A 25,428-nucleotide genomic window follows, 5' to 3' on the forward strand; every position below is an offset into this window, starting at 1 on the left:
CATAAAGAGATGGAATGCTCCGCAAAGGACTGAGCCGGGGGCGGTTCGACTTGCGCTTGCTGTTTGCCTTGCTGCTGATGTTTGCGACCACCGCCACCGCGGTGGCGGAACGGCGCGTGGCGCTGGTCATGGCCGACAACGACTACCGGCTGGTCAGGCCACTGGCCAATCCCATCCATGACGGCGAGGCGATGGAAGCCGCGCTGAAGAAACTCGGCTTCGAGGTCATCCTCGAAACCAACCGCGACCTGCGGCGCATGCGGCGCGCGCTCGACGATTTTCGCGAGGATGCCAAGGGCGCCGATGTGGCACTGGTCTATTTCTCCGGCCATGGCGTCGAAATCTCAGGCGACAACCGGCTGCTGCCGGTCGATGCCGACGCCTCCTCGCTCGATCAGCTGAACAGGACCAGCCTGCCGCTGGAAGAGGTGCGCGCTGCCGTCGCCGCCACCGCCAAGGTTGGACTGATCGTGCTCGACGCCTGCCGCAGCGATCCGTTCTCTGGCAGCAGTGGCGACGGTCGCGGCGCGACCTCGCTGGCCAAGGATGTCGCCGACAAGGTCAAACCGGGTCTCGGCCGCGTCGGCCGGGCGGAAAACATCCTGTTCGCCTTTTCGGCCGCGCCTGGCGAGACGGCCGCCGACGGAACCGGAGAGAATTCTCCCTTCACCACGGCGCTGACCAAATATCTCGGCACCGACGGGCTCGAAATCCGCTCGGTGCTGACCTTGGTGCAGCAGGAGGTCTATGATTTGTCGCGCGGCAAGCAGCTGCCCTATGTCGAGAGCGGCCTGCCGAAACTGTTCTTTGCCGCTGCGGCCAAGGAGCAATTGCCGGAGCGCGAACGGCTGCTGCTGGCCATGGCCGACGTGACGCCGGAAATGCGCGGCGAGGTCGAACAAATCGCCAGCGATGCAGACATGCCGCTGGCGCCGCTCTATGGCGCGCTGATCAGTTCCGACACCAGCCATCTGTCCGCCGACAGCTTGAACGCCCGGCTGCGCGAGGCCGCCGACGCCTTCGTCAAGGTGCGCAGCGAAATGAAGACGCTCGCTTCCGACGATCCGCAAGTGGCGGAATTGCGCCGGCAAGCGGAGGAACAGCTTTCGCTGGGGGCCTTCGACGGCGCCCGCGCCCTGCTCGCCAAGGCCGCCGACATCGACAATGTTTCGCGCCAGGCGCTGAAGGGCAATTTTGTCAGCCGCACCCTGTCCGAGGCGGCGACGCTTTTCCTGTCCGGCGGTGCCGCGCGTGCCGACCTCGACTACACCACCGCCATCAAGGACTATGAAACGGTGCTGTCGCTCTATGGCGAGGCCGGGCAGACCGCGCTCACCCTGGAACAGGCTGACCGCCAGAGCCGCACGCTGGAGGAACTCGGCATCCTCTATACGACAGTCGGGAATGTCGAGGCGGCCGGCCGCGCCTTTTCCGCGCTGTTGGCCAACCTCGAGCAGCGGTCGCGTCAGGAAACCGACCCCAGCGTCAAGCGCGATCTCGCCATCAGCCACATCAAGCTTGCCAACATAAAGATGGTGCAAGGCGACCTGCCAACCTCCCTGGAGCACTATGAGGCGGCCCGCGATATGCTGCAGGACCTCACCGCAAGCGTGCCGGACGAGAAGGAGTGGCTCGGCGATCTTGCCACCGCCAATGACAAGATCGGCAACGTGCTGGCGACGCAAGGCGATGTGGGTGCGGCGGCCAAGGCCTACCAGCAAAGCCTGTCGATCAAGCAGAAATTGGCCAATGCCGAGCCCAACAGCGCCTATCTGCTGCGCGACCTGACCATAACCTATGATGAAATCGGCGACCTTGCCCGGACCGCCGGACAGTTGGACGACGCCCAGACAGCCTTTGAAGAAAGCCTGAGAATTCGGCTTGCGCTGGCCGGGAACAAGCCCGATGACCCTGAGCGCCAGCGCGCTGTTTCCGTCAGCCACGACAGGATCGGCGACCTGCTGCGCCAGCGCGGGGACCCAGCCGGTGCGCTCGTGGCCTACGGCAAGAGCCAGGCGATCGCCGAGGAACTGGCGCGCCGTGACCCCAACGATACCGACCTGAAGCGCGACCTGTCGATCAATTACGCCAAGGTCGGCAACGCGCTCAGCGACCAGGAGAACTGGCCGGCGGCGCTGGCTTCCTATCAGCAAGCGCTGGCCGTGGCGCGCGGACTTGCCGCCGCAGACCCCGGCAACACCGAATGGCAGCGCGACCTGTCGGTCTGTCTGGAGAAGGTTGCCGGCGTGCTTGATGCCCAGGGCGATGTCAGCGGTGCGCTGCAAAACTATCAGGACAGTTTTGCCATTGCCGACCGGCTGGCCAAGCTCGACCCCGCCAATTCCGACTGGCAGCGCGACCTGTCGATCACGCTCTCGGAAATCGGCATGCTGGAGGTCAAACAGCGCCACTTCGAAGGCTCCCAGAAGGCGTTCGAGGCCAGCCTCGGCATCCGCCAGAAACTCGCCCAGTCCGATCCGAACAACGCGATCTGGCAATTCGATCTGGTGCAGGCCTACATCAACTACGCCTATGTGGCGAAGAATCCGAAGGCCGTTCTGACCAAGGCGCTGAACCTGACGCTGGAGCTCGACCGCACGGGCCGGCTGGCGCCAAGAGACAAACCCATGATCAAATATTTGCGCGGCCTTCTCGCCAAATTCAGCGGCCGGAAAAAATAGCCGGCTGCCGGCTCGGGATTTGGGCCGGAATGCCCGCAAACCTTGGAAAAACCGCCTTTAGCGCCTATATCTAGGCCATATCAGACGCGCGATTCGGGGCCGATTTTTCGCGCTGTACAAGCGGCATCTAGACAATAGGTTTTCATGAGCGACCAGACCGAGAACACCAACGGCGCCGAAGCCGAATACGGCGCCGATTCCATCAAGGTTTTGAAGGGGTTGGACGCTGTCCGCAAACGCCCCGGCATGTATATCGGCGACACGGACGACGGTTCAGGCCTGCATCACATGGTCTACGAGGTGGTCGACAACGCCATCGACGAGGCCCTGGCCGGCCACGCCGACCTCGTCACCGTCACGCTCAACCCCGATGGTTCGGTGACGGTGATCGACAATGGCCGCGGCATTCCGACCGATATCCACACCGGCGAAGGCATTTCCGCGGCCGAAGTGATCATGACGCAGCTGCATGCCGGCGGCAAGTTCGACCAGAACTCCTACAAGGTGTCGGGCGGCCTGCATGGCGTCGGCGTCTCGGTGGTCAACGCTCTTTCGGCCTGGCTGAAGCTCAAGATCCGCCGCAACGGCCAGATCTTCGAGATGAGCTTCACGCACGGCAATGCCGATGCGCCGTTGAAGGCGACCGGCAGCTACGAGCAGGACAAGCAGCCAGGCACCTATGAGGGCCGCAGCGGCAGCTCGATCACCTTCTTCCCGTCGGCCGAGACCTTCACCATGGTCGAGTTCGACTTCGGCACGCTGGAGCACCGGCTGCGCGAGCTCGCCTTCCTCAATTCCGGCGTGCGCATCATCCTGACCGACGCCCGCCACGCCGATATCGTGCGGCATGAACTGCACTATGATGGCGGTCTCGAGGAGTTCGTCAAATATCTCGATCGGGTCAAGAAACCGCTGATCGAGAAGCCGATCGCCATCAAAGCCGAGCGCGACGGCATTACCGTCGAAGTGGCGATGTGGTGGAACGACAGCTACCACGAGAACGTGCTGGCCTTCACCAACAACATTCCGCAGCGCGATGGCGGCACCCATCTGGCCGGTTTCCGTGGCGCGCTGACGCGCCAGATCACCGGTTATGGCGAGTCCTCGGGCCTGACCAAGAAGGAAAAGGTCTCGCTGATCGGCGACGACTGCCGCGAAGGGCTGACGGCGGTGCTGTCGGTCAAGGTTCCCGATCCGAAATTCTCCTCGCAGACCAAGGACAAGCTGGTTTCCTCCGAGGTGCGGCCGGTGGTCGAGGGACTGGTCAACGAGGCACTCGGCACCTGGCTGGAAGAACATCCGACCGAAGGCAAGGTGGTCATCGACAAGGTGATCCAGGCCGCGGCGGCGCGCGAAGCCGCGCGCAAGGCGCGCGACATCACCCGCAAGAGCTCGCTCGGCGTCACGTCCCTGCCGGGCAAGCTGGCCGACTGCCAGGAACGCGATCCGGCGAAATCCGAAATCTTCATCGTCGAGGGTGACTCGGCCGGCGGCTCGGCCAAGGGCGGCCGTTCGCGCCAGAACCAGGCCATCCTTCCCCTGCGCGGCAAGATCCTCAATGTCGAGCGGGCGCGTTTCGACCGCATGCTCGGCTCCGACATGATCGGCACGCTGATCACCGCGCTCGGCACCTCGATCGGCAAGGACGAGTTCAACGCCGACAAGCTGCGCTACCACAAGATCATCCTGATGACCGACGCCGACGTCGACGGCGCGCATATCAGGACCTTGCTGCTCACCTTCTTCTTCCGGCAGATGCCGGAGCTGATCGAGCGCGGCCATCTCTACATCGCCCAGCCGCCGCTCTACAAAGTGACGCGCGGCAAGAGCTCGCAATACATCAAGAATGAGAGCGCCTTCGAGGAATTCCTGATCGAGTCCGGGCTGGAGGAAGCGTCGCTGACGCTGGGTTCGGGCGAAGTGCGGACCGGACAGGATCTGCGCGGTGCCGTCGACGACGCGCTGGCGGTGCGCCAGCTCATCAACGGCCTGCACACGCGCTACAACAGAGGTGTGGTCGAGCAAGCGTCGATCGCCGGCGGGCTCAACCCCGACGTCTTCAGCGATCTTGGCCGCGCCAACGCCATGGCGGAGCGGATCGCGCAACGCCTCGACATCATCGCCGAGGACACCGAGCGCGGCTGGACCGGCCGTATGTCGACCTCGAATGACGGCAGCGGCGGCTATGTCTTCGAGCGCACCGTGCGCAGCGTCAAGGAGTACGCCCATCTCGACATGGGGCTCATCAATTCGGCCGATGCCCGACAGCTCGACCGCTACGCACAGCGCCTCAACGAGGTCTACGGGACGCCGCCGGTGCTGCGCCGCAAGGATGTGTCCGAAACCGTCTCGGGGCCGCTGGCGCTGCTCAACGCGGTCTTTGCGACGGGCCGCAAGGGCCTGACCATGCAGCGCTACAAGGGTCTCGGCGAGATGAATGCCGAGCAATTGTGGGAAACCACGCTCGACCCGAATGTGCGCTCGCTGCTGCAGGTCAAGGTCAACGACGCGACCGATGCCGACAGTCTGTTCTCACGGTTGATGGGCGACGAGGTCGAGCCACGGCGCGAATTCATCCAGGACAACGCGCTTTCGGTCGCCAATCTGGATATTTGATGGATACCGCCCAAAACCGCGCAGCGGTTTTGGCAGAACGAACAAGAGCTTGAAGCGCGTCGGCTGAAACCTTTCAGTGCGACGCGCTTTGAGACTGCAGCGATGCGGTGAAGAAGCTTGCAAGGGCGGCGTTGAGGCGCTGATGAAACGCTGCCCGGTCGAAGCCGGGTGCGTCAACGCAAGCCATGGGTGCAATGGCGCGCAGGCGAGTGCTGCAAGGCGGCAGGAACGCATAGTGGCCTGCCAGAGGCTCTACATGATACTCCGGCGGTCGGGGCAATGCCGAACGGATGTGTTCTTCATACCAAGGGTCGGGTTGATGCCGGTCGTTGGCCGCGCGCCACAGGAGCACCGGGATCTGAACCGAAGCAAGGCCGGCACGGTCAAACGTGAAGCCGAACGCCGGCGCGGCGGCTGCGATGGCGCGGATTCGCCGATCGGGCTTCCACGCATCCGGCGGTGGCTGGGGTCCTTGTGTGACGGAATGGACCCCCGCTTTCGCCATCGTGGTGCAAAGATCATGTTGCGGATTTGCCGCGCAATATGGGTCGATCCGGCCGAGATCGGGTATTCCACCGGCCTCGACCAGCACGGCGAAGCCGCCATTCGAGAACCCGAAGGCGCCGATGCGCTGCGGATCGATGTCGGCATGCCCCTGCCAGTCCGTCAGCATGAAATCGATCAGCCGGCTTAGCTGGGCGGGCCGGCGCCAGAGCATCATCACCTTGCTCTGGTCGTCGAAAGTATCGCCCGCATGGCTGACCGCGGCGACGATGAAGCCGGCTCTCGCCAACGCGATCGCCGTATCATAGTGGCCGGCATAGGATCCGCCGCCGCCATGAGAGATGACGACCAGCGGCAGCGCATGGCCTTTCACCGGACCGGAAGGCGCAACATGTTGCTTGAAGTTTTCCAGCAGCACATCCTGCGCCTCGGCTGACGTCGGGTACCAGATACCGGCGGCCAACGGTGGCTCGTCGCCATTAGGAACGCGAACGGCTTGGAAGCCCACGGGAGAAAGATGCGCGGTGTCGTCGGCAGCCGAACCGGCCGATGCCGCGCCGACCGGCGCACCGGCTGCAGCGGCCGGGGTCGCGCCCCACGTGAACAGACCAGAGAGCAAGACCAGGCCGACGAAAATTGCCTGGCGCAGCCCGCTGCCAGGAGCCCAAATCCGCTGGGTTTTTGCTTCTTGCCTCTTCTGGAATTTCCTTGGAGTCATTTGTCCTCCTACCTGGCAAGGCACTTCGAAGAAAATTCGTCCGGATTTCCGCTTTTGCCCGACCCGACCTAGGGGTCAAATCACAACAACATGATCGCTTGAGACATCGGTGCGAAGCGGCGCTCCGAATTGTTCCATCGCCGGCAAACGAAATCATTTTATGGCCCGCCGGAACGGAAGCCCTCCCGGGACATTGTGACGACATCGAACACAATTTCTCACAGGAGGCCTTTATGGGACGTGGCATTTTGCTCTGGTTGCTCGGTATTCCGATCCCGATCATCATCCTCATCATGCTGTTCGTACGGTAGGGGGCGTTGATGCAGCCCACCGTATCGGCCATCGACTTGTCCGCTTCAGAAGAATCCTCCGCTACAGCCGTCAGCTGGGGACCGATCATTGCCGGCGCCTTCGCGGCCTCGACCTTGACCTTCATCCTCATGCTGCTCGGCTCCGGGCTTGGGCTCAGCATGGTTTCGCCATGGTCGGGCTCCGGCGCGTCGATCACCACCTTCGCGGTGTCCACCGCTATATGGCTCGTCGTCGTGCAGTGGCTGTCCTCCGGCGTAGGCGGCTACCTTGCCGGACGCCTGCGCACCAAATGGGTCGGCATCCACACTGACGAGGTGTATTTCCGCGACACCGCGCACGGTTTCCTTGCCTGGGCGCTGGCCACGCTGCTCGTTGTCGGCGTACTCGGCTCGGCGCTTTCCGCGGCACTTGGCACCGGCGTGCAGGCGGTCTCAAGCGTCGCGTCGGGCGCCGCCATGGGTGCATCGGCTGGCGCCTCCGCCAATGCAGGCAGCGCAACGGCCGACAATGCGACCTCCTATCTGGTGGATTCGCTGTTCCGTCCGGCCGATCCGAGCAAGCTCGCGGCGGCCAATCCGGAGAGCGATACGGCCGCGGTCGGACAGGCTTCGCGCATCCTCGTCGCCAGTGCCGCCGCTGGCGAGATTTCGGCTGACGACAAGACCTATCTGTCGCAGCTGGTTGCCGCCCGCACCGGCCTTTCCGAGGCCGACGCCAAGGCGCGCGTCGATGCGATGGTCGCCAAGGTCGAGGAGGCCAAGGTCAAGGCCAAGCAGGCCGCCGACACCGCCAGGAAGGCCAGCGCCACCTTTGCCCTGCTCGGCGCCTTGTCGCTGGTCATCGGCGCCTTCATCGCCAGTGCCGCGGCAGCGATCGGCGGCAGGCAGCGCGACGAAGAGGAAGCGGTTTTCCTGACCAACCGCTGAACGCGGTCCTGCGCCAGAAATGAAAGAGCCCGGCTCCAAAAGCCGGGCTCCTTGCCTTTCCGCTTGTCGGCCGGATCAGTGATCCATGGCCTTGACGATTTCCTCGGTCATCTTCTTGGCGTCGCCGAGCAGCATCATGGTGCCGTCCTTGTAGAACAGCGTGTTGTCGATGCCGGCATAGCCGGAGCCGAGCGAGCGCTTGACGAACAGGCAGGTCCGCGCCTTGTCGACGTCGAGGATCGGCATGCCATAGATCGGCGAGGACTTGTCGTCGCGGGCCGAAGGATTGGTGACGTCATTGGCGCCGATGACATAGGCGACATCGGCCTGCGCGAACTCTGAATTGATGTCCTCGAGTTCGAACACTTCGTCATAGGGTACGTTGGCTTCGGCGAGCAGCACGTTCATGTGTCCAGGCATGCGGCCGGCGACCGGGTGGATGGCGTACTTCACGTCGACGCCATTGGCCTTGAGCTTGTCGGCCATTTCGCGCAGCGCGTGCTGCGCCTGGGCGACCGCCATGCCGTAGCCGGGCACGATGATGACCTTCTGCGCGTTCATCATCAGATAGGCGGCGTCGTCGGCCGAGCCCTGCTTGACCGTGCGCTCGATGCCGTCGTCGGCCGCTGCGGCGGTCTCGCCGCCGAAGCCGCCGAGGATGACCGAGATGAAGCTTCGGTTCATGCCCTTGCACATGATGTAGGACAGGATCGCGCCCGACGAGCCGACCAGCGCGCCGGTGATGATCAGCGCCAGATTGCCGAGCGTGAAGCCAAGTGCCGCTGCCGCCCAGCCCGAATAGGAGTTGAGCATCGAGACGACGACCGGCATGTCGGCGCCGCCGATCGGGATGATCAAGAGGATGCCGAGCACCAGCGAGGCGGCGACGATCAGCCAGAAGACCAGCTTCGATTCCGTGGTGACCAGAAGCACGATCAGCACGATCAGCGCGACGCCGAGGGCCGCGTTGATGAAGTGGCGGCCGCCGATCATGATCGGCTTGCCGGACATGCGGCCATCGAGCTTCAGGAAGGCGATGACCGAGCCGGTGAAGGTGATGGCGCCGATGGCGACGCCAAGGCTCATCTCGATCAGCGCCTGGGCATGGATGTCGCCCGCCGTGCCGATACCAAAACTTTCCGGCGCATAGATGGCGGCTGCCGCCACCATGACGGCGGCGAGGCCGACCAGCGAGTGGAAGGCAGCGACCAGCTGCGGCATCGAGGTCATGGCGATGCGGCGCGCGGTGACGGCGCCGACGCCGCCGCCGATCGCAAGGCCGAGCACGATCAGGCCAAAGCGCCCGGCCGACGGGGTTGCCAGCGCCAGCGTCGTGGCGATGGCGATGGCCATGCCGATCATGCCGTAGAGATTGCCCTGCCGACTGGTGGTCGGATGCGACAGGCCGCGCAACGCCATGATGAACAGGACGCCGGAGACGAGATAGAGGAAGGACGCGAAGTTGGCGTTCATGGCGCTCTACTTGTCCTTCTTCTTGTACATGGCCAGCATGCGCTGGGTGACGAGGAAGCCGCCGAAGATGTTGACCGAGACCAGCATCAGCGCGACGAAGCCGAAGCCCGCGGCAACGCCGGAAGCGGCGATGCCGACAGCAAGCAGCGCACCGACGACGATCACCGAAGAGATGGCATTGGTGACGGCCATCAGCGGCGTGTGCAGCGCAGGGGTCACCGACCAGACGACATAGTAGCCGACGAAGATCGCCAGCACGAAGATGGCGAAGCGGAAGACGAAGGGATCGATGGCGCCGCCGGAGATTGCATGCGCGGCATCACCCGCCGCCTCGGCGCCGCCCGGCGCATTGGCCAGGTTCTGCACCGCAAGCTTGACGGCGGCGGAGGCCTGGTCGAGCTGGTCGAGGGCTTTCTGCAGGGTCTGATCCATCACGCGGTCCCTTTCGACTTGGACGAGGACGACTTGGATGCGGCGGTTTTCCTGGGTGCGGCCTTCTTGGGCGCGGCCGAGGCATCGGCGACCATGGTCGTGGCCGGGATCGCGGCCGGTTCGACATGAGGCTGCTGGTCGGCCTTGGCGAAGGCCGGATGCACCACCTTGCCGCCGTCGGTCAGCATCGTCGCCTTGACCAGATCGTCGTCGCGCTTGATGGCGAGCGTCTTGGTGGTCTTGTCGACCAGCGTTTCCAGGAACGCGAACAGGTTTTTGGCGTAGAGCAGCGAAGCGGACGCGGCGACGCGGCCGGGCACGTTGATATGGCCGACGATCTTCACATTGTTGGCCGTGGTGACGACCTTGCCTGGCTCAGCCCCTTCGACATTGCCGCCACGTTCGACCGCCAGATCGACGAGCACCGAGCCCGGCTTCATCGAGGCGACCATCGCCGCCGACACCAGCTTCGGCGCCGGCCGGCCGGGGATCAGCGCCGTGGTGATGACGATGTCCTGCTTGGCAATGTGCTCTGATGTGAGCGCCGCCTGCTTGGCCTGATATTCCTTGGACATTTCCTTGGCGTAGCCGCCGGCGGTCTCGGCCGCCTTGAACTCCTCGTCCTCGACGGCGAGGAATTTGGCGCCGAGCGAGGCGACCTGTTCCTTGGCGGCGGGGCGAACGTCGGTGGCGGTGACGACCGCACCAAGGCGGCGCGCCGTGGCGATCGCCTGCAGGCCGGCGACGCCGACGCCCATGATGAAGACCTTCGCTGCCGGCACCGTGCCCGCCGCGGTCATCATCATCGGCAAGGCGCGATCATATTCCGAAGCGCCGTCGATCACCGCCTGATAGCCGGCAAGATTGGCCTGGCTGGACAAGACGTCCATCGACTGCGCGCGGGTGATGCGCGGCATGAACTCCATCGAGAAGGCGGTGACGCCGGCCTTGGCAAGGGCTGCCACGGCGGCATCGTTGCCGTAGGGGTCCATGATGGCGATCACAGCCGCGCCGGATTTGTAGCTCTTCAGCTCGGCATCCGTCGGCCGGCGCACCTTCAGCACCACGTCGGCCTTGGCGACATCGGAAGCCTTGCCGATGGCGGCACCTGCCTTGGCAAACTCTTCGTCGGGGATGCGCGACCGCGTGCCGGCGCCGGTTTCGACAATCACGTCGAAGCCAAGCCCCGCCAGCCGCTTCACCGTATCGGGCGAGGCCGCGACACGCGGCTCGTTCGCGTCGAGCTCACGAGGGATGAAAACCGTCTGTCCCACCGCATGATCCTTTCGGCTGGAACCTGTTTGCGCAAAGTGTCGGCCGGATTATCCGGCGACGTCAATGGCAACGGGGTTTTGGAAGGTCTATCGCAGAATGAAGGCGCCGACGGCCATGATCAGGATGAACAGTATGGTTGCCGAGAAGAAACCGGCCGCGAAGAAGCCGAAAGCCATCGCGATGAGCAACGCGCCGCAGAACAGCGATCCGTATTTGGCCAGAGCGAGGAAGCCCGCATAGGTGCGGTCATGCTCGGCATAGTCCATCTCCGCGCCCAGTTCGACAGGACCGGTCGGCGAGTGATCAGCCATAGGAATACCCCTTCGAAGACATCTTTCTGGCACATAGCGAAAAGCCGGCCCGAGAGCAATGGCGCTATTGCCGCATTGGAGCCGACAACTGCCTCAAGGGAAATTTGAAACCGCCGGCCGGTTCGGCGAAGGGCGGCGTTTGCGGCAGGCTCGCTCGGCAGCCCTCAGCCGGCGAGGTGCGGGAAAAGCCCGAGCAGTCCAACGACGATCAGATAGAGCGCGACGATGTAGTTCAGCAGCCGCGGCATGATCAGGATCAGCACGCCGGCGATCAGCGAGATAAGCGGTGTGAGCGCGAGCTGGGAAATATGCATGTAGGGGTCCTTCTGGCATGTCCGCCTGGATGACAAGGACGGAGCGACGGCGCTCCGCCGTCATCACAACGCGAATCTGGCCGGAAGGCTCCAGACGCCTCGCAAAAACGAGGACCTCAGGCGGCGGCGCGATAGTATTTCGCGGTCGGCACGACGGACAAGGGTGTCAGCCGGTTGATGGCCGGATTGGCGAACATCAGCCGTTGCTCCATGGGCGTCGACCTGAAGAAGGGGAACCGCTCGAGCGTCAGGCGCATATTTTCGCCGGCAGGGATTTCGAACAGGGCGATCCGGGTGAGCACGCCCGGAAATTCCTTGGCCTCGGTCCTCTGCACGGCATTGAAATAACGGGAATAGAAATTGGAATGCTCGACCTTGACCGGCGTCAGCACCGAGTCCTGGCCGAAATAGAGCGAGGCCACCATGGCAAGCCTGAGCGTCAGGAACGGCAGCACTCCGGGGGCTGGCGCAGCGTCGGGATCGGTTGCAAACCGGGTTCCGTCGATAAAGGTTTCTCCGCGGGCAAGCCGCTCGAGCAGTATTTCCGGATAGGCATCGACGGAAGGCGAATTCGGGTGCTCGCGAGAAATGTAATGGAAGCGGATCGTGCTGACCAGTTCGCCATAGCAATAGACACCGAACCGGTAGGAATTGGGCAGATTGTCCCAGCGATCCTCGAACATCCCGCTGGCGATCGGGCCGCACATGCCTGAACGCAGATAGGATTTATAGCGAAGCCGGTAAATCGCCTCCAGATCCTCGCCTCCGGTAATGAGGCGATAATCGACATGCTCCAGCAGTTGCATCATCGATCGATTCAGCACCGAATCGCCGGCTGCCCTGACCACGCCAGACGTATTCCTTGCAGCCGCAGCAGCATCCATCATCTGTCCTCGAAATTTCCGCCTGTAAATACGCTAGTCGAGTCAAAATGAGACACAAGCGGAAACTTGGACACTGTTGATTTACCTTATGTTAACCTTAACGGCCGCGCCCGTTGAGAATCCTGGCGAGCAGCGCGCCTGGAACCGACGCGTTCATCACCTCCAAGACATCGCGCCTCGACAAACAGGCGCGTGAGCCAGGTTCCGGGAAGGGCCTTTTCGGGCAACATCGCGCAAAAGCAAGATCGCGGCGAGACGACGAGCCAAGCAAATTTGCCTGAGGTCGATATCAAGGGCGTTGCTTGAATCGAAAGAATTATACGCGCGGCGAAATGACGGAGCTAAACGGCTGTCCGTTTGCCGGCGCGACGCAGGTCGGCCGCGAACGGCCAGGTGACATTCGACATCGTCTCGATACCCGATGCACTGAGCGCGGCACCGAAGAGGAAGCCTTGCACGAGATCCGGTTTGACCTGCAAGGCCAGGATCTTGAGCTGTTCGAAGGTCTCGACGCCTTCGACTGTCACGGAAAGGCCCAGTGGCCGTGACAGATTGACGATACCCTTGAGCAATTCCAGCGAACGCGCGTTCTGGGTGACGTCCATCAGGAACGAACGGTCGATCTTGATCTTGTCGAGCGGCAGCTTGTGGAGGTAGCTCAGGCTCGAATAGCCGGTGCCGAAATCGTCGAGCGCAATGCGAACACCGATCTGTTTCAGCTCCTCGATATACTGACGCGTCAGCGACTTGTCGTCGAGCAGTGCCGTTTCGGTGACTTCGATCTCCAGCCGGCCGGCGGCGAGGCCGGAGCTCGCCAGCGCATCGCGAACCTTCTGGATGACGTCGCGGCTGCGGAAATCCTTGGCCGACAGGTTGACCGAGACGCTGGTCTGATCAGGCCATTTGGCGCATTCGGTGCAGGCCGCCTGCAGCACGAAAGTGCTGATTTCGGAAATGATGCCCATTTCCTCGGCCAGCGGAATGAAGATGCCCGGCGAAATCGGTCCGAGGTCGGGATGATCCCAGCGGCACAGCGCCTCGCAGCTGGCGATGCGCATGGTGTTCATCGCCACGATCGGCTGATAGACGACCCGCAGGCTCTTGCTTTCCACCGCGCTGCGCAGATCCGCCTTCATCAGCTGTCGGTTGCGGAACGCGGCGTCCATCGCCGCCTCGAACAGCCGCCAGCCGTTCTTGCCAAGCTCCTTGGCCTTGTAAAGCGCCAGATCCGCCTTGACGATCATGGCGTCGACATCGCTGTCCCTGACCCGTGCCAACACCGCGCCGCCGCTGGTCTGGATGCGCAACCCGTGGCCGGCGACGTCCACCTCGCCCTGCAACGCCGCGAAGATCTCGTCGATCTGCGTGGTCAGATGGCTCTCATCCTCGATGCGGTCGAAGAAGATCATGAATTCGTCGCCGCCGAAACGGCTGACGGTGATGCCTTGCCCGGCAACGGCGGCAAGACGCTCGGCAACCGCGTAGATCAGCCCGTCGCCGATCGGATGGCCGAGCGTGTCGTTGACGCTCTTGAAATCGTCGAGGTCGAGCACGGCCAGGCCGCAGAAACGGTCGCGATCGCCCGACGCCATCGCCTCGCCGACCAGTTCGTGGAAATAGGCACGGTTGGGCAGGCCGGTGAGATTGTCGTAACGCGCCATGAAGCGGATCTTGTCTTCCGCCTCGACGCGCGCCGTCACGTCCTCGAAGGTGATGACGCCGAGTTCCTGGCTGCCTTCGCGGGCCGAGAATTCATAATGCTGGCCATTGGCCAGCGACACCAGGACCTTGCGGTCGCGGCCTTCGCGCAAGGCCCGCGTCAGCTGCGCCTCGATGTAGCGGCAGTCCTTCGGCGCCAGCATGCCGCCGGCGACGCCGCGCATCAAAAGGCCATGGATCGACCGCCCAAGCAGCGCATTCGCGGACTTGAGCGACATCAGATGGGCGGCTTCGGCATTGGCCACCGCCACCCGGCCATTGGGTCCGAGCATGACGAGGCCGTGCGACATGGTGTTGAGGGCGCGGTCGAACCTGTGCGCCAGCTTCCTCGCTTCCTTATGGCCGATGACAGCCGAGAAAAGCACGTTGCGGACGTGGTCGGCGCTGTTGATCGTGATGAACGTCAGCGGGATGATCATCAACCCGAGAACGACCGAGGGAACATCCATGCGCAGCAGCAGCGCAAGTGCCGCCGGACCAATGAACGTCACGGAAAAAATCCGCACCATGAGCGGAGAGCCGTAGTTGCGGCCAACAACCGTCACCAGGGTTGCGATGGCCAGCGACGTCGCGGCCAGTTCGGCAAACGGATCGGGATAGACATAGATCGATATGAAACACAGCGCGCCCAGGCCGAGGCCTTGCAGGCTGCCCTTCAGGATATAGGTGCGCTCCCACCGCCGCGCCTCTTCGACATTGGCTATTACGCCGCCCGCCTTCCGAAAGCCGCGAATGCCGGAGTAACGGAAAAGGCTGATGGACAGCAGACCAAACGAAAAACCCAGGAACAAAGGGTTTTGCGTACGCAAATAGATCATGAATCCGAGGATCCAGTAGCATACGCCGCCGATTACCAGCATGTGGGCGTTGTCGAACAACGACCGCACAAACTGGATATAAACATCCGCGGGGATGTTCTCGGTTTTTGTCCTGCCCATATTGTCGGCCCAACGCTAAGCCTTGTCATGTCACACCCGCCTTAAGAAAGGCTTAGAACAGGGACTTCGACTGAGGTGCCAGGGGGCCGCAAATGCAGGACAGGCCAGGAAAATCAAGCTTCAGGTAAACAAGGCGTATCCATCACTCGGCGGCTTGAAGTTCCGCCTGCGTCGGGGCGCTCGACAGGCGCTCGAGCAGCCTTTGACGCTCGCCCGCGGCTTTTTGGACGCTCGCCTGCCGGACATGGCCATAACCACGAATGAGCGAGGGGACCGAGACCAGGGCAACCGCCGCCTCGGCCTTGCCAGGCGCCAGCGACCTGATGACGAGTTCGAGATCACCCTCATATTGCGCCAAAAGCTGCCGTTCCATGCGCCGTTCGGCGGTGTAGCCGAACAGGTCGAAAGCAGTGCCGCGCAGGCCCTTCAGCGCCGCCAGCAGGCGGAAACCCTTCATCATCCACGGGCCGAAGCTCGACTTCCGAGGGCTTCCGTCATTGCCGCGACGGCCCATGATCGGCGGGGCAAGATGGAATTCGAGTTTTTCATAGCTCTGGAACTGTTTGCCAAGCTCGGCGGCGAAAGAGCCGTCGGTGTAGAGCCGCGCCACCTCGTACTCGTCCTTGATCGCCATCAGCTTGAACAGGTTCCTGGCGGCCGCTTCGGTCACTACGGTCGAACCGGGCACGGCCTTGGCCTCCGCGGCGCGCAGCAGCGAAAGCCTGTCGGCATAGCGCTTGCCGTAGCCGGCGTTCTGATAGGCGCTCAGGAAGGCGACACGGCGGGCGATGATCTCGTCCAGCGTCTGCGCGATCGGGGCGGTCTGTCCCGCCTTGCCCGGCTGGGCGACGAGACCGCGCACGAAATCCGGCTGGTGCGCCGCGCGGCGGCCCCAGCGGAAGGCGGCGATGTTCATGGCCACCGCTTCGCCGTTGAGCTCGATGGCCCGCTCGACAGCCTCGGCCGACAGCGGCAGGCCGCCATGCTGGAAGGCAAAGCCGAGCATGAACATGTTGGCGCCGAGCGAATTGCCGAACAGCGCCGTGGCGGTGCGGGTGGCATCGAAGAAATGCGCCTTGTCGTCGCCGGCGGCGGCGCGGATCGCCTTCTTCAGGCGTTCGATCGGCAAGGAGAAATCGGCCGAACGGGCAAACTCGCCGGGCATGATCTCGGCGGTGTTGGCGAGGAAGATCGTATGGCCCTCGCGCACAGCGGTGAGCACCTTCTTGGCGCCCGACACGACGAGATCGCAGCCAAGCACGAGGTCGGCCTTGCCCGCCGAAACGCGGATGGCATGGATGTCGTCCGGCGTGCGGGCGATGCGGACATGGGTGAACACCGAGCCGCCCTTCTGGGCGAGGCCGGCCATGTCGATCATGCCGCAGCCTTTGTCCTCCAGATGAGCCGCCATGCCGAGCACGGCGCCGACAGTGACGACGCCGGTGCCGCCGACGCCGTCGATGATCGCCGCCCAGCCTTGCTCGCCAAGCGGGAACTCGGCCGGTGTGGGCACGCCGTCAAGCGGATCGGTCTTGCCGGCAAGGCCTTCCGCCTTGCGGATCTTGGCGCCGTGCACGGTGACGAAGGACGGGCAGAAGCCGTTGACGCAGGAGAAATCCTTGTTGCAGCTCGACTGGTCGATCTTGCGCTTGCGGCCGAATTCGGTCTCCACCGGCTGGATCGAGACGCAGTTCGACTGTACGCCGCAGTCACCGCAGCCTTCGCAGACCAACTCGTTGATGAAGACGCGCTTGTCGGGATCGGGAAAGGTGCCGCGTTTGCGGCGCCGGCGTTTTTCCGCAGCGCAGGTCTGGTCATAGAGTAGGATCGACACGCCCTTGACGTCGCGCAGCTCGCGCTGGACCAGATCGAGGTCGTCGCGGTGATGGATGGTGGCGCCGGCCGGAAATTCGGCCTTGCCGGCGTATTTGTCCGGTTCGTCGGTGACGATGGCGATGCGGTCGACGCCCTCGGCCCGCACCTGCCTGGCGATCATGTCTACCGTCAGCCCGCCCTCATGCGGCTGGCCGCCGGTCATGGCCACCGCGTCATTGTAGAGGATCTTGTAGGTGATGTTGGCTTCGCTCGACAAAGCGAAGCGGATCGCCAGCGTGCCGGAATGATTGTAGGTGCCGTCGCCGAGATTCTGGAAGATGTGGCCGCGCTTCGAGAACGGCGCCTGGCCGACCCATTGCGCGCCCTCGCCGCCCATGGCCGTGAAGCCCAGCGTGTTGCGGTCCATCCACAGCGCCATGAAATGGCAGCCTATGCCGGCGGCGGCGATCGAACCGTCGGGCACCTTGGTCGAGGAATTATGGGGACAGCCCGAACAGAAGAAAGGCGTGCGCGAACCGATGTCGGTGGCGTCCGCCAGCATGGCCTGGAACTGGCGCAGCTTGCCCACCCGCGCCGAGATCTCCTCCGACGGGCCGATGGTCTTGACGATCCTCTCGCCAAGGGCAATGGCGATCTCGTTGGGATCCAGCGCGCCCTTGGCCGGAAACAGCCAGTCGCCACGCTCGTCCTTCTTGCCGACGATGACCGGCTGCGAGGCGGTGCCGTAGAGGCGTTCGCGCAGCTGCACCTCGATCAGCGAACGCTTCTCCTCGACGACGACGATGGTGTCGAGGCCGCGGGCAAAGTCGGCGATGTGATGCAGGTCGAGCGGCCACGGGCAGCCGACCTTGAACAGCCGCACGCCGATGCGGTTGGCGGCGGCCTCGTCGATGCCGATATCCTCCAGCGCCTGGCGGACATCGAGATAGCTCTTGCCCAGCGTGATAATGCCGAGCTTGGGGTTGCGGCCGCCGGAATAGACGATGCGGTTCAGCCCGTTGGCATGGATGAAGGCGGAGGCCGCGGCACGCTTGTATTCGTGCAGCCGCTCCTCCTGGCCCAGCATGTCGATCTCGTGGCGAATGTTGAGGCCGCCCGGCGGCATGTCGAACTCCGGCACGACAATGTTCAAGCGTTCGAGCGAGGCATCGACCGAGGCCGTCGATTCGATGTTGTCCTTGACGCATTTGATCGCCGCCCAGGTGCCGGCGAAACGTGACATGGCAAAGCCGTACAGGCCGTAATCGATGATTTCCTGGACGCCGGCCGGATTGAGGATCGGCACCATGGTGTCGACGAAGAGGAATTCGGTGGCGTGCGCGTTGGTCGAGGATTCGGCCATGTGGTCGTCGCCCATGAGCGCAAGCACGCCGCCATGCTTGGACGAGCCGGCGAGATTGGCATGGCGGAACACATCTCCCGAACGATCGACGCCCGGGCCCTTGCCGTACCAGACGGAAAAGACACCGTCATGGGTGCCCTCGCCCAGCAGTTCCGTCTGCTGCGATCCCCAGCAGGCGGTGGCGGCAAGCTCTTCGTTGAGCCCGGGCTGGAAGACGATGTCAGCGCCGGCTAGCTGCTTCTTCGCCTTCCACAGCTGCATGTCGAGGCCGCCGAGTGGCGAGCCGCGATAGCCGGAGACGAAGCCGGCCGTGGTGAGGCCGGCGCGGCGGTCGCGCTCGCGCTGCATCAGGAGCATGCGGATGACCGCCTGCGCGCCGGACAGGAAGATGCGCTCCTTCCCGAGGTCGAACTTGTCGTCGAGCGCGACATCGTGCAGCGTCATCAGGCATTTCCTCTGCGAAGGCCGCGCGGGGGCAAGCAGCCAACGTCGGGGTCGGATGACGCATCCTTTCTCCCCTTGCAAGTGAGGTCAAACAAAATCGCAGGGACCAGGCAAAGCGCAACAAACGGTCCAGCGGGTGCCGGGCCACGCATGAAACCACACACCGACAGCATGACGGCGAACGAAAACTCCGGCCGGAATCGATGCCGCCGGAAGGCGTCAGCCGGCTTTCGAGCAATCCGGCTTCGGCTCGCCCGGCAGCTTGCCGTCGGGATGGCCAGCGAGGTCGGGATTGGCCGTATAGAGCTGGTCCATGACCAGCGGCCGGTCGGGCAGGATCGACTGGTCTTCCGTCGACATCAGCGTCGTGTCGATCTTCTGCAGCACCGCGCCGTCGGGACCCTTGATGCTGATGGCGATGGCATAGGGCTTGTTCTTGACGATGCAGGTCAGCGCCGGGCTCTCCAGGCTGACTTTGTCGAGCTTCGGCCAGACCTTCTGCTCAACCACCAACGGCTCGCCACCGGCGGGGTTCTGGAAGCTGGCAACCGCCACCTGGCCCTCGCCCATGGGCTGCAAGGGGCGCAATGTCACGACATAGGTCGCCCTGGCGAGACGGTAGTTGAAGATGAATATCTTGCCGGAGACCTCGAACAGCTTGCCGTCGCCGCCGGTATCGCGGCAGGCGCCGAGCGTCGCTGCGGCAATCAGAATGGCGCCGGCAACGAGCGCGCGTGAAAATCCTCTAGGCATTCTTGACCTCATGGGCCGCCATGCGGCGGCGGCGATAATGACGACTTGCCTTCTGCCGGTTGCCGCACACCGCCATGTCGCACCAAAGGCGGCTGGAATTGCGGCTTCTGTCGACGAACAGCCAGGTGCAGTTGGGGCAGATCCTGAGCCTTGCGACGGTGTCGTCGCGCAGCAGCGAAAGGGCCGAGACCGCGAGCGCCGCCTCGAAAGCGATCGGCACCGCCGGATCGCCGAACGGCCTTCCCGGCACGCCGACCTCGGTCCGGCTGCCGGCCAGGCCCTCGGCGCAGGCGCGCAGGAAATCGGGCAGGTCGGCCGTGGCGACCGCGCCCTTCGAAACCGCGCCGCGAAACAGCCGGTCGGTCGTCTCGCGGATCGACAGCACGACGGGCGCGATTGCCGTCGGCGAAGACACCGTCAGCCGCCTGTCGCCAAGTTCGGCGGCGCGAAAGCCGCTAGCCGCGTCGGCGAAGCGGGCGATTTCGGCTGGATCGTCGAAACGGTCGAACGTGCGCTCCGGATCGCCGCGCAGGACGACGGTGTTAGCCGTATCGAGCGCAAGCAGGCCGCCGGTGAAGCGATGCGGGGTCCAGGCAACTGTCATGCCGCAAAATCTAACCGATAAATCGCATTTGACAAGTTAGATTCGGCGATGCAAACCTCCGCTGCACACGGTACCGTTGCCTTTGTCTCGAGCATTCCGCCGTTCCAAACCGCTGTCGGCGAGATGCTTCTGGTGTTGTTAAGCATGCTCTATTTCTTCCAGCAGGTGCTGAACGGGCTGCATTCCGGCGCGCTCTACGCGCTGCTCGCCTTCGGTTACGTGCTGATCAACGGCATCCTGCACCGGACCAACCTCGCCTATGGGGCGCTGTTCGCCTTTAGCGGCCAAGCCATGATCCTGAGCGTCGCCTTCGCCTACCAAATGCTGTGGCTGACGCTGCTGGCGTCGGTGCTGTTCGGTGTGGTCGCGGCATTCCTGTATGCCGCGCTGATCAGCCACGTCCTGTCGCGCAGCGTCTTCGAGCCGTTGGCCGACCGCTCGCCCAACGCCATCGTGGTGACGACGCTCGGCATCCTGATCGTGCTGTCGGAGGGAAGCCGCATCGCGGCCGACACGCATGATCTGTGGCTGCCGCCGATGCTGGCGCAGCCCATCGTTTTCGCCGAAGGCGCCGGCTTCAAGGCGACGCTGACGCTGATCCAGGTGCTCGACTGCGCGGTGGTGCTGGCCGCGGTCATACTCGCCACCTCAGCGTTTGCGCGCTCCAGCTTCGGCCGACGCTGGCGCGCCGTCTCCGACGACCCGCGCGCCGCTGCCTTGTGCGGCGTCGATGTGCGCGGCGTGTTCCGCCATGCCGTGCTGCTCGGCGGCTTCTGCGCCGCGCTGGCCGGCGTCATGGCCAGCCTCTACTACGGCAATGTCAGCTTCGGGTCCGGCCTCGTCTATGGCCTGAAGATCCTGTTCGTGACGGCGGTCGGCGGCTATCTCTCGCCGTCGCGGGCAGCGCTTGGCGCGGCCGCCTTCGGCATGGCCGAATCACTGTGGGCCGGATATTTCCCGATCGAATGGCGCGATGCGTGGATGTATCTGTTCCTGGTGGCCATGCTGATCCTGATCGGCGCCGGCCGCGACACCAGCAAAATCGTCTGAACCATCAGACTTTGGTTGCATGACGCCGGGGCACACCGCCGGTCTCCGCCCCTCGCTTTCATTTGATGCTGTTTTGTTGCTCCCATCCTTGTTGACCCGTCAGTCCACGCGCGGCATACCGTTGGACCAAGCGGCGTGACGGAAGAAGGGGGAGCCGACACGCCTCCGACAAAAGGGAGGAATGCATGGCAGGGCTTCTCGCTCTATCCAGGGCGATCGATCGCGCCAACGAATTCATCGGCAAATCGGTATCCTGGCTGATCCTGCTGGCGATCCTGGTGAGCGCGGCCAACGCCGTCATCCGCAAGGTCTTCGACACTTCGTCGAATGCGTGGCTCGAGCTGCAATGGTACCTGTTCGGCGCCGCCTTCATGCTGGCCGCCGCCTATACGCTGAAGCAGAACGAGCATATCCGCATCGACATCGTCTACGGCCTGTTTTCACGCCGCGTGCAGCACTGGATCGACCTCCTCGGCCATATCCTGTTCCTGATGCCGTTCGTGACGCTGATGGTCATCTATTTCGTTCCCTATGTGTCGCTGTCGATCCGCAGCGGCGAGATGTCCAATAATTCCGGCGGGCTGATCGTCTGGCCGGCCAAGGCCATCCTGCTGGTCGGCTTTTTCCTTCTGGCGCTGCAAGGCATCTCCGAAATCATCAAGAAGATCGCCATCATGCGCGGCGTCCTGGATGATCCCAACCCCTTCATTTCCGCGCACGAACAGGCTGAGCTCGAAGCCAAGGCGCTCGCCGACGAGGTGCGCTCGTGATGGAATTCATCGCCCAGAACATGGCGCCGATCATGTTCGCCTCGCTGATCCTGTTCATGCTGATCGGCTATCCCGTCGCCTTTTCGCTGGCTGCGAATGGCTTGATGTTCTTCTTCATAGGCGTGCTTTTGACGCCCTATTCGGGCGGCGCGATCAACCTCGCCTGGCCGCTGCTCTATGCGCTGCCGGACAATTTCTACGGCAGCCGGGTGATGTCGAACGACACGCTGCTGGCCATTCCGTTCTTCACCTTCATGGGTATCGTGCTCGAACGATCTGGGATGGCCGAGGACCTGCTCGACACGATCGGCCAGCTGTTCGGGCCGATCCGCGGCGGTCTCGCCTATGCGGTGATCTTCGTCGGCGCGTTGCTGGCGGCGACCACCGGCGTGGTGGCGGCATCCGTCATCGCCATGGGGCTGATCTCACTGCCGATCATGCTGCGCTATGGCTATGACCGCCGGCTGGCGTCCGGCGTCATCGCCGCCTCCGGAACGCTCGCCCAGATCATCCCGCCCTCGCTGGTGCTGATCGTGCTGGCCGACCAGCTCGGCCGCTCGGTCGGCGACATGTATGCCGGCGCGCTGATCCCGGGCCTGGTGCTCACCGGCCTCTACGCGCTTTACATCCTCATCGTGTCGATCTTCCGGCCGAAAATGGTGCCGGCGCTGCCGCTCGAAGCACGCACGCTTGGCCATGGCGTGATGTCGTTGCTGGTGGCGCTGGCGGTGGCGGTGGCCGTTTCCTATGCGGCGTACAGCTATCTGGCGCCGGCCCATGGCGACAATGCCGATATTCTTGGCGCCTGCGTCGGTGTGATCCTGATCTATGTCGTGGCGATCGCCGACAGGAGGCTGAACATCAACATGATGTCGCGGCTGGCGCAGCAGGTCGTCATCGTGCTGATCCCGCCGCTGGCGCTGATCTTCCTGGTGCTGGGCACCATCTTCCTCGGCATTGCCACGCCGACAGAAGGCGGCGCCATGGGCGCGGTCGGCGCACTGGCCATGGCCGCGGCAAAGGGCCGGCTGTCGCTTGACGTGATCAAGCAGGCGCTGGCCTCGACGACGCGGCTGTCGTCCTTCGTGCTGTTCATCCTGATCGGCGCGCGGGTGTTCTCGCTGACCTTCTACGGCGTCAACGGCCAGATCTGGGTCGAGCACCTTTTGACCTCGCTGCCGGGCGGCGAAGTCGGCTTCCTGATCGGCGTCAACATCCTCGTCTTCTTCCTGGCCTTCTTCCTCGACTTCTTCGAACTGGCCTTCATCATCGTGCCGTTGCTGGCGCCGGCGGCCGACAAGCTCGGCATCGACCTGATCTGGTTCGGCGTGCTGCTCGGCGTCAACATGCAAACCAGCTTCATGCATCCGCCCTTCGGCTTCGCACTGTTCTACCTGCGCTCGGTCGCGGCGCGTGTGCCCTATCTCGACCGCATCACCGGCAAGCAGATCGCGCCGGTGACGACAGGCCAGATCTATTGGGGCGCGGTGCCCTTCGTGCTGATCCAGGTGGTGATGATCGGGCTGACCATCGCCTTCCCGCAAATGGTGATGCGCTACAAGGGCACGGTGATCGATCCGGGCACGATCGACTACAAGGTGCCGGAAGTGCCCGGCCTGTCGCCACTCGGTACACCGCCGGCTGGTGGCACGGCCCCAGCCAATGGCGGCAGCGCACCGGCCGCGCCCGGCACGCCGGACCTGTCGCAACCGCCGAGTTTCGGCGATGCGCCGCCGGCCAAGCCGGCAACGCCGGCGCCGGACCTTTCGCAGCCGCCGAGCTTCAACTGATGGAGACGAGGCCATGAAAGCGGTGCGGCTGGAGGCGGTTGGCAGCATCGCATTGCGCGAGGTCGCCAAGCCCGCGCCCGGCCCGGACGAGCTTCTGGTGCGGATCGAGGCCTGCGGTGTCTGCGGCACCGACCGGCATCTTTTCCATGGCGAGTTTCCCTGCCGGCCGCCGGTGACGCCGGGACATGAATTCTCCGGCATCATCGAGGCGACCGGCAGCGCCGTATCCGGCTTTGCCGTCGGCGACCGTGTCACCGGCGATCCCAACATCGCCTGCGGGCGATGCCTGCATTGCCATGCCGGCCGGGTCAATCTCTGCCGCAATCTCAACGCCATCGGGATCCACCGCGACGGCGGCTTTGCCGAGTATGTGGTGCTGCCGCAGAAACAGGCTTTCATCCTGCCCGCCGAATTGGCGCCGACGCATGGCGCCTTCTGCGAGCCGCTCGGCTGCTGCATGCATGGCGTCGACCTTGCAGAAATCAGGCCGGGCAGCTCGGTGATCGTGCTGGGCGGTGGCGTGATCGGCCTGCTGACCGTGCAATTGGCAAAACTGGCCGGCGCCACGACCATCATCCTGTCGACCAGGCAGGCTTCGCGGCGGGCGCTTGCCGAGGAACTCGGTGCGACGGCGACAGTCGATCCCTCGGCCGGCGATGTCATCGACGCCATTGCCGGGCCAGCGGGGCTGATGCCCGGCGGCGTCGACGTGGTGTTCGAATGCGCTGGCGTGCGCGACACCGTCGAGCAGTCGATGCGGCTGGCAAGAGCCGGCGGCACGGTCGTCATCGTCGGCGTGACACCGCAAGGCATGAAGGCGGAATTCGAGCCCTTCGACCTGCTGTTTCGCGAATTGAAGGTGGTCGGCTCGTTCCTCAATCCCTACACGCACCGCCGCGCCGCCGAGCTCATCGCCTCGGGTGCGATCGAGATCGACCGGCTGATCTCGAGGCAAGTGCCGCTCGAAGAGGCGGCCGACGTGATCGCCAATCCGCCGGCGCCGGGCGAGGTCAAGGTGCTGGTGGTGCCAGGCCGCCGCTGAACGTGGCAGTTGCACTTGCCGAGGGCAGGCCCGTACGCTATTCAGCGCGTGCCGAAAAAGACATGACCGGTTCGGTAGTCCGGTCTCTTCCGTTTTTGAACGGAGGCCTGTTCCGCGCATGAATAATGCGGGGGGACCCGCGGCCGGCAAGCGAGGCGAAAGCCCGTGGGCCGGTTGGGTCATGTCCGGATTTCCTGATGCCACGGTCCCGCCGGTTCTCGGTCTGCAGCCAAGCCTGTCCGCGTTTCAAACCGTGACAGGACAAAGACCATGAAACTGAACCACCTCAACCTCATCACATCGGAAGTCGCGGCTCTCGCCGGCTTCTTCACCAGCCATTTCGGCTTCGAACTCGTCGCCATGCGCGGCAAGGATGCCTTCGCCATCCTGCGCGGAGCCGATGGCTTTGCTCTCAACGTAATGACGCCGGGCAAGGGAGGTCCTGCTACCTATCCCGACAATTTTCATGTCGGCTTTTTCGTCGCCAGCCCGGACCTTGTACACGCCAAGCAGGCCGAATTGACCGAAGCAGGCTTCGCGCCGGGCGAGGTCGAGGACCTGACGCGCGGCGGCTTCAACTCGACGACCTTCTACTGCATGGCGCCGGGCGGAATACCGGTCGAGGTCGGTTCCTCGCGCACCTGAAAAGAGAGACCCCGGGCGTTTCGCCCGGGGTCTCTTGATGCGATGGGAC

19 protein-coding genes are annotated in these 25,428 nt (G+C 63.9%); 8 read left to right on the top strand and 11 right to left on the bottom strand.

Annotated features, from left to right (window positions below; all coding sequences use genetic code 11):
* Positions 1-14: 14 nt before the first annotated feature.
* A complete protein-coding gene (locus tag AC1DPX_RS02015; protein WP_477234245.1) occupies positions 15-2,681 on the top strand; it encodes a caspase family protein in 2,667 nt (888 codons plus the stop codon).
* A 144-nt stretch (positions 2,682-2,825) separates the two neighbouring features.
* Positions 2,826-5,297, top strand: a complete 2,472-nt coding sequence (gene gyrB / locus AC1DPX_RS02020) for a DNA topoisomerase (ATP-hydrolyzing) subunit B (protein ID WP_202356596.1) — start codon at positions 2,826-2,828, stop codon at positions 5,295-5,297.
* 73 nt (positions 5,298-5,370) lie between these two features.
* Here the strand turns inward: gyrB and AC1DPX_RS02025 are convergent, their stop codons facing one another.
* The gene (locus tag AC1DPX_RS02025) at positions 5,371-6,264 is read right to left on the bottom strand and encodes an alpha/beta hydrolase family protein (protein ID WP_477234247.1); all 894 of its coding nucleotides are present in this window, start codon (positions 6,262-6,264) and stop codon (positions 5,371-5,373) included.
* Between the two features lie 575 nt (positions 6,265-6,839).
* Here AC1DPX_RS02025 and AC1DPX_RS02030 point away from each other — a divergent pair.
* Complete coding sequence (locus AC1DPX_RS02030; protein ID WP_477234249.1) at positions 6,840-7,757, top strand: hypothetical protein; 918 nt, start codon at positions 6,840-6,842, stop codon at positions 7,755-7,757.
* 75 nt (positions 7,758-7,832) lie between these two features.
* Here AC1DPX_RS02030 and AC1DPX_RS02035 read toward each other — a convergent pair whose 3' ends face one another.
* From AC1DPX_RS02035 to AC1DPX_RS02080, 10 genes are all read right to left on the bottom strand, one after another.
* Positions 7,833-9,230, bottom strand: a complete 1,398-nt coding sequence (locus tag AC1DPX_RS02035; RefSeq protein WP_477234250.1) for an NAD(P)(+) transhydrogenase (Re/Si-specific) subunit beta — start codon at positions 9,228-9,230, stop codon at positions 7,833-7,835.
* Between the two features lie 6 nt (positions 9,231-9,236).
* Positions 9,237-9,662, bottom strand: coding sequence for a proton-translocating transhydrogenase family protein (locus tag AC1DPX_RS02040; protein WP_446721145.1), 426 nt, complete (start codon positions 9,660-9,662; stop codon positions 9,237-9,239).
* Positions 9,662-10,936 carry a Re/Si-specific NAD(P)(+) transhydrogenase subunit alpha gene (locus AC1DPX_RS02045; protein WP_477234252.1) on the bottom strand — a complete coding sequence of 425 codons (1,275 nt, stop codon included), beginning with the start codon at positions 10,934-10,936 and terminating at the stop codon, positions 9,662-9,664. Before AC1DPX_RS02045 ends, AC1DPX_RS02040 begins: the two co-directional genes overlap by 1 nt.
* 87 nt (positions 10,937-11,023) lie before the next feature.
* Complete coding sequence (locus AC1DPX_RS02050; RefSeq protein WP_477234254.1) at positions 11,024-11,248, bottom strand: aa3-type cytochrome c oxidase subunit IV; 225 nt, start codon at positions 11,246-11,248, stop codon at positions 11,024-11,026.
* A 164-nt stretch (positions 11,249-11,412) separates the two neighbouring features.
* Positions 11,413-11,562, bottom strand: a complete 150-nt coding sequence (locus tag AC1DPX_RS02055) for a DUF3096 domain-containing protein (RefSeq protein WP_019862764.1) — start codon at positions 11,560-11,562, stop codon at positions 11,413-11,415.
* Between the two features lie 116 nt (positions 11,563-11,678).
* Positions 11,679-12,371 carry an N-acyl amino acid synthase FeeM domain-containing protein gene (locus AC1DPX_RS02060; protein WP_244730637.1) on the bottom strand — a complete coding sequence of 231 codons (693 nt, stop codon included), beginning with the start codon at positions 12,369-12,371 and terminating at the stop codon, positions 11,679-11,681.
* 416 nt (positions 12,372-12,787) lie between these two features.
* A complete protein-coding gene (locus tag AC1DPX_RS02065; protein ID WP_202356603.1) occupies positions 12,788-15,103 on the bottom strand; it encodes a putative bifunctional diguanylate cyclase/phosphodiesterase in 2,316 nt (771 codons plus the stop codon).
* A 142-nt stretch (positions 15,104-15,245) separates the two neighbouring features.
* Positions 15,246-18,725, bottom strand: coding sequence for an indolepyruvate ferredoxin oxidoreductase family protein (locus tag AC1DPX_RS02070; protein WP_477234256.1), 3,480 nt, complete (start codon positions 18,723-18,725; stop codon positions 15,246-15,248).
* Positions 18,726-18,944: 219 nt separating this feature from the next.
* Positions 18,945-19,478, bottom strand: coding sequence for a hypothetical protein (locus AC1DPX_RS02075; protein WP_202356605.1), 534 nt, complete (start codon positions 19,476-19,478; stop codon positions 18,945-18,947).
* On the bottom strand, positions 19,471-20,082 hold the full coding sequence (locus tag AC1DPX_RS02080) for a CGNR zinc finger domain-containing protein (protein WP_477234258.1): 612 nt from the start codon (positions 20,080-20,082) through the stop codon (positions 19,471-19,473). The genes AC1DPX_RS02075 and AC1DPX_RS02080 overlap by 8 nt, the downstream gene beginning before the upstream one ends.
* Before the next feature lie 144 nt (positions 20,083-20,226).
* Here AC1DPX_RS02080 and AC1DPX_RS02085 point away from each other — a divergent pair, with 144 nt between their 5' ends.
* From AC1DPX_RS02085 to AC1DPX_RS02105, 5 genes are all read left to right on the top strand, one after another.
* Entirely contained in the window at positions 20,227-21,132 is a 906-nt protein-coding gene (locus AC1DPX_RS02085; protein ID WP_477235717.1) for a branched-chain amino acid ABC transporter permease, read from the top strand.
* Between the two features lie 185 nt (positions 21,133-21,317).
* Positions 21,318-21,902 carry a TRAP transporter small permease subunit gene (locus AC1DPX_RS02090; protein ID WP_477234260.1) on the top strand — a complete coding sequence of 195 codons (585 nt, stop codon included), beginning with the start codon at positions 21,318-21,320 and terminating at the stop codon, positions 21,900-21,902.
* A complete protein-coding gene (locus tag AC1DPX_RS02095; RefSeq protein ID WP_202356608.1) occupies positions 21,902-23,692 on the top strand; it encodes a TRAP transporter large permease in 1,791 nt (596 codons plus the stop codon). The genes AC1DPX_RS02090 and AC1DPX_RS02095 overlap by 1 nt, the downstream gene beginning before the upstream one ends.
* Positions 23,693-23,705: 13 nt before the next feature.
* Entirely contained in the window at positions 23,706-24,734 is a 1,029-nt protein-coding gene (locus AC1DPX_RS02100; RefSeq protein ID WP_477234262.1) for a zinc-dependent alcohol dehydrogenase family protein, read from the top strand.
* A gap of 270 nt (positions 24,735-25,004) precedes the next feature.
* Entirely contained in the window at positions 25,005-25,379 is a 375-nt protein-coding gene (locus AC1DPX_RS02105) for a VOC family protein (protein WP_477234264.1), read from the top strand.
* Positions 25,380-25,428: the final 49 nt, after the last annotated feature.

Source organism: Mesorhizobium sp. 01N446, assembly GCF_056399285.1.

Bases quoted from the DNA above. Each gene is read 5' to 3' on its own strand.
- AC1DPX_RS02015 (WP_477234245.1), top strand. From the start codon at position 15: ATGCTCCGCAAAGGACTGAGCCGGGGGCGGTTCGACTTGCGCTTGCTG.
- gyrB (WP_202356596.1), top strand. From the start codon at position 2,826: ATGAGCGACCAGACCGAGAACACCAACGGCGCCGAAGCCGAATACGGC.
- AC1DPX_RS02030 (WP_477234249.1), top strand. From the start codon at position 6,840: ATGCAGCCCACCGTATCGGCCATCGACTTGTCCGCTTCAGAAGAATCC.
- AC1DPX_RS02035 (WP_477234250.1), bottom strand. From the start codon at position 9,230: ATGAACGCCAACTTCGCGTCCTTCCTCTATCTCGTCTCCGGCGTCCTG.
- AC1DPX_RS02040 (WP_446721145.1), bottom strand. From the start codon at position 9,662: ATGGATCAGACCCTGCAGAAAGCCCTCGACCAGCTCGACCAGGCCTCC.
- AC1DPX_RS02050 (WP_477234254.1), bottom strand. From the start codon at position 11,248: ATGGCTGATCACTCGCCGACCGGTCCTGTCGAACTGGGCGCGGAGATG.
- AC1DPX_RS02055 (WP_019862764.1), bottom strand. From the start codon at position 11,562: ATGCATATTTCCCAGCTCGCGCTCACACCGCTTATCTCGCTGATCGCC.
- AC1DPX_RS02060 (WP_244730637.1), bottom strand. From the start codon at position 12,371: ATGATGCAACTGCTGGAGCATGTCGATTATCGCCTCATTACCGGAGGC.
- AC1DPX_RS02065 (WP_202356603.1), bottom strand. From the start codon at position 15,103: ATGGGCAGGACAAAAACCGAGAACATCCCCGCGGATGTTTATATCCAG.
- AC1DPX_RS02070 (WP_477234256.1), bottom strand. From the start codon at position 18,725: ATGACGCTGCACGATGTCGCGCTCGACGACAAGTTCGACCTCGGGAAG.
- AC1DPX_RS02075 (WP_202356605.1), bottom strand. From the start codon at position 19,478: ATGCCTAGAGGATTTTCACGCGCGCTCGTTGCCGGCGCCATTCTGATT.
- AC1DPX_RS02080 (WP_477234258.1), bottom strand. From the start codon at position 20,082: ATGACAGTTGCCTGGACCCCGCATCGCTTCACCGGCGGCCTGCTTGCG.
- AC1DPX_RS02085 (WP_477235717.1), top strand. From the start codon at position 20,227: ATGCTCTATTTCTTCCAGCAGGTGCTGAACGGGCTGCATTCCGGCGCG.
- AC1DPX_RS02090 (WP_477234260.1), top strand. From the start codon at position 21,318: ATGGCAGGGCTTCTCGCTCTATCCAGGGCGATCGATCGCGCCAACGAA.
- AC1DPX_RS02095 (WP_202356608.1), top strand. From the start codon at position 21,902: ATGGAATTCATCGCCCAGAACATGGCGCCGATCATGTTCGCCTCGCTG.
- AC1DPX_RS02100 (WP_477234262.1), top strand. From the start codon at position 23,706: ATGAAAGCGGTGCGGCTGGAGGCGGTTGGCAGCATCGCATTGCGCGAG.
- AC1DPX_RS02105 (WP_477234264.1), top strand. From the start codon at position 25,005: ATGAAACTGAACCACCTCAACCTCATCACATCGGAAGTCGCGGCTCTC.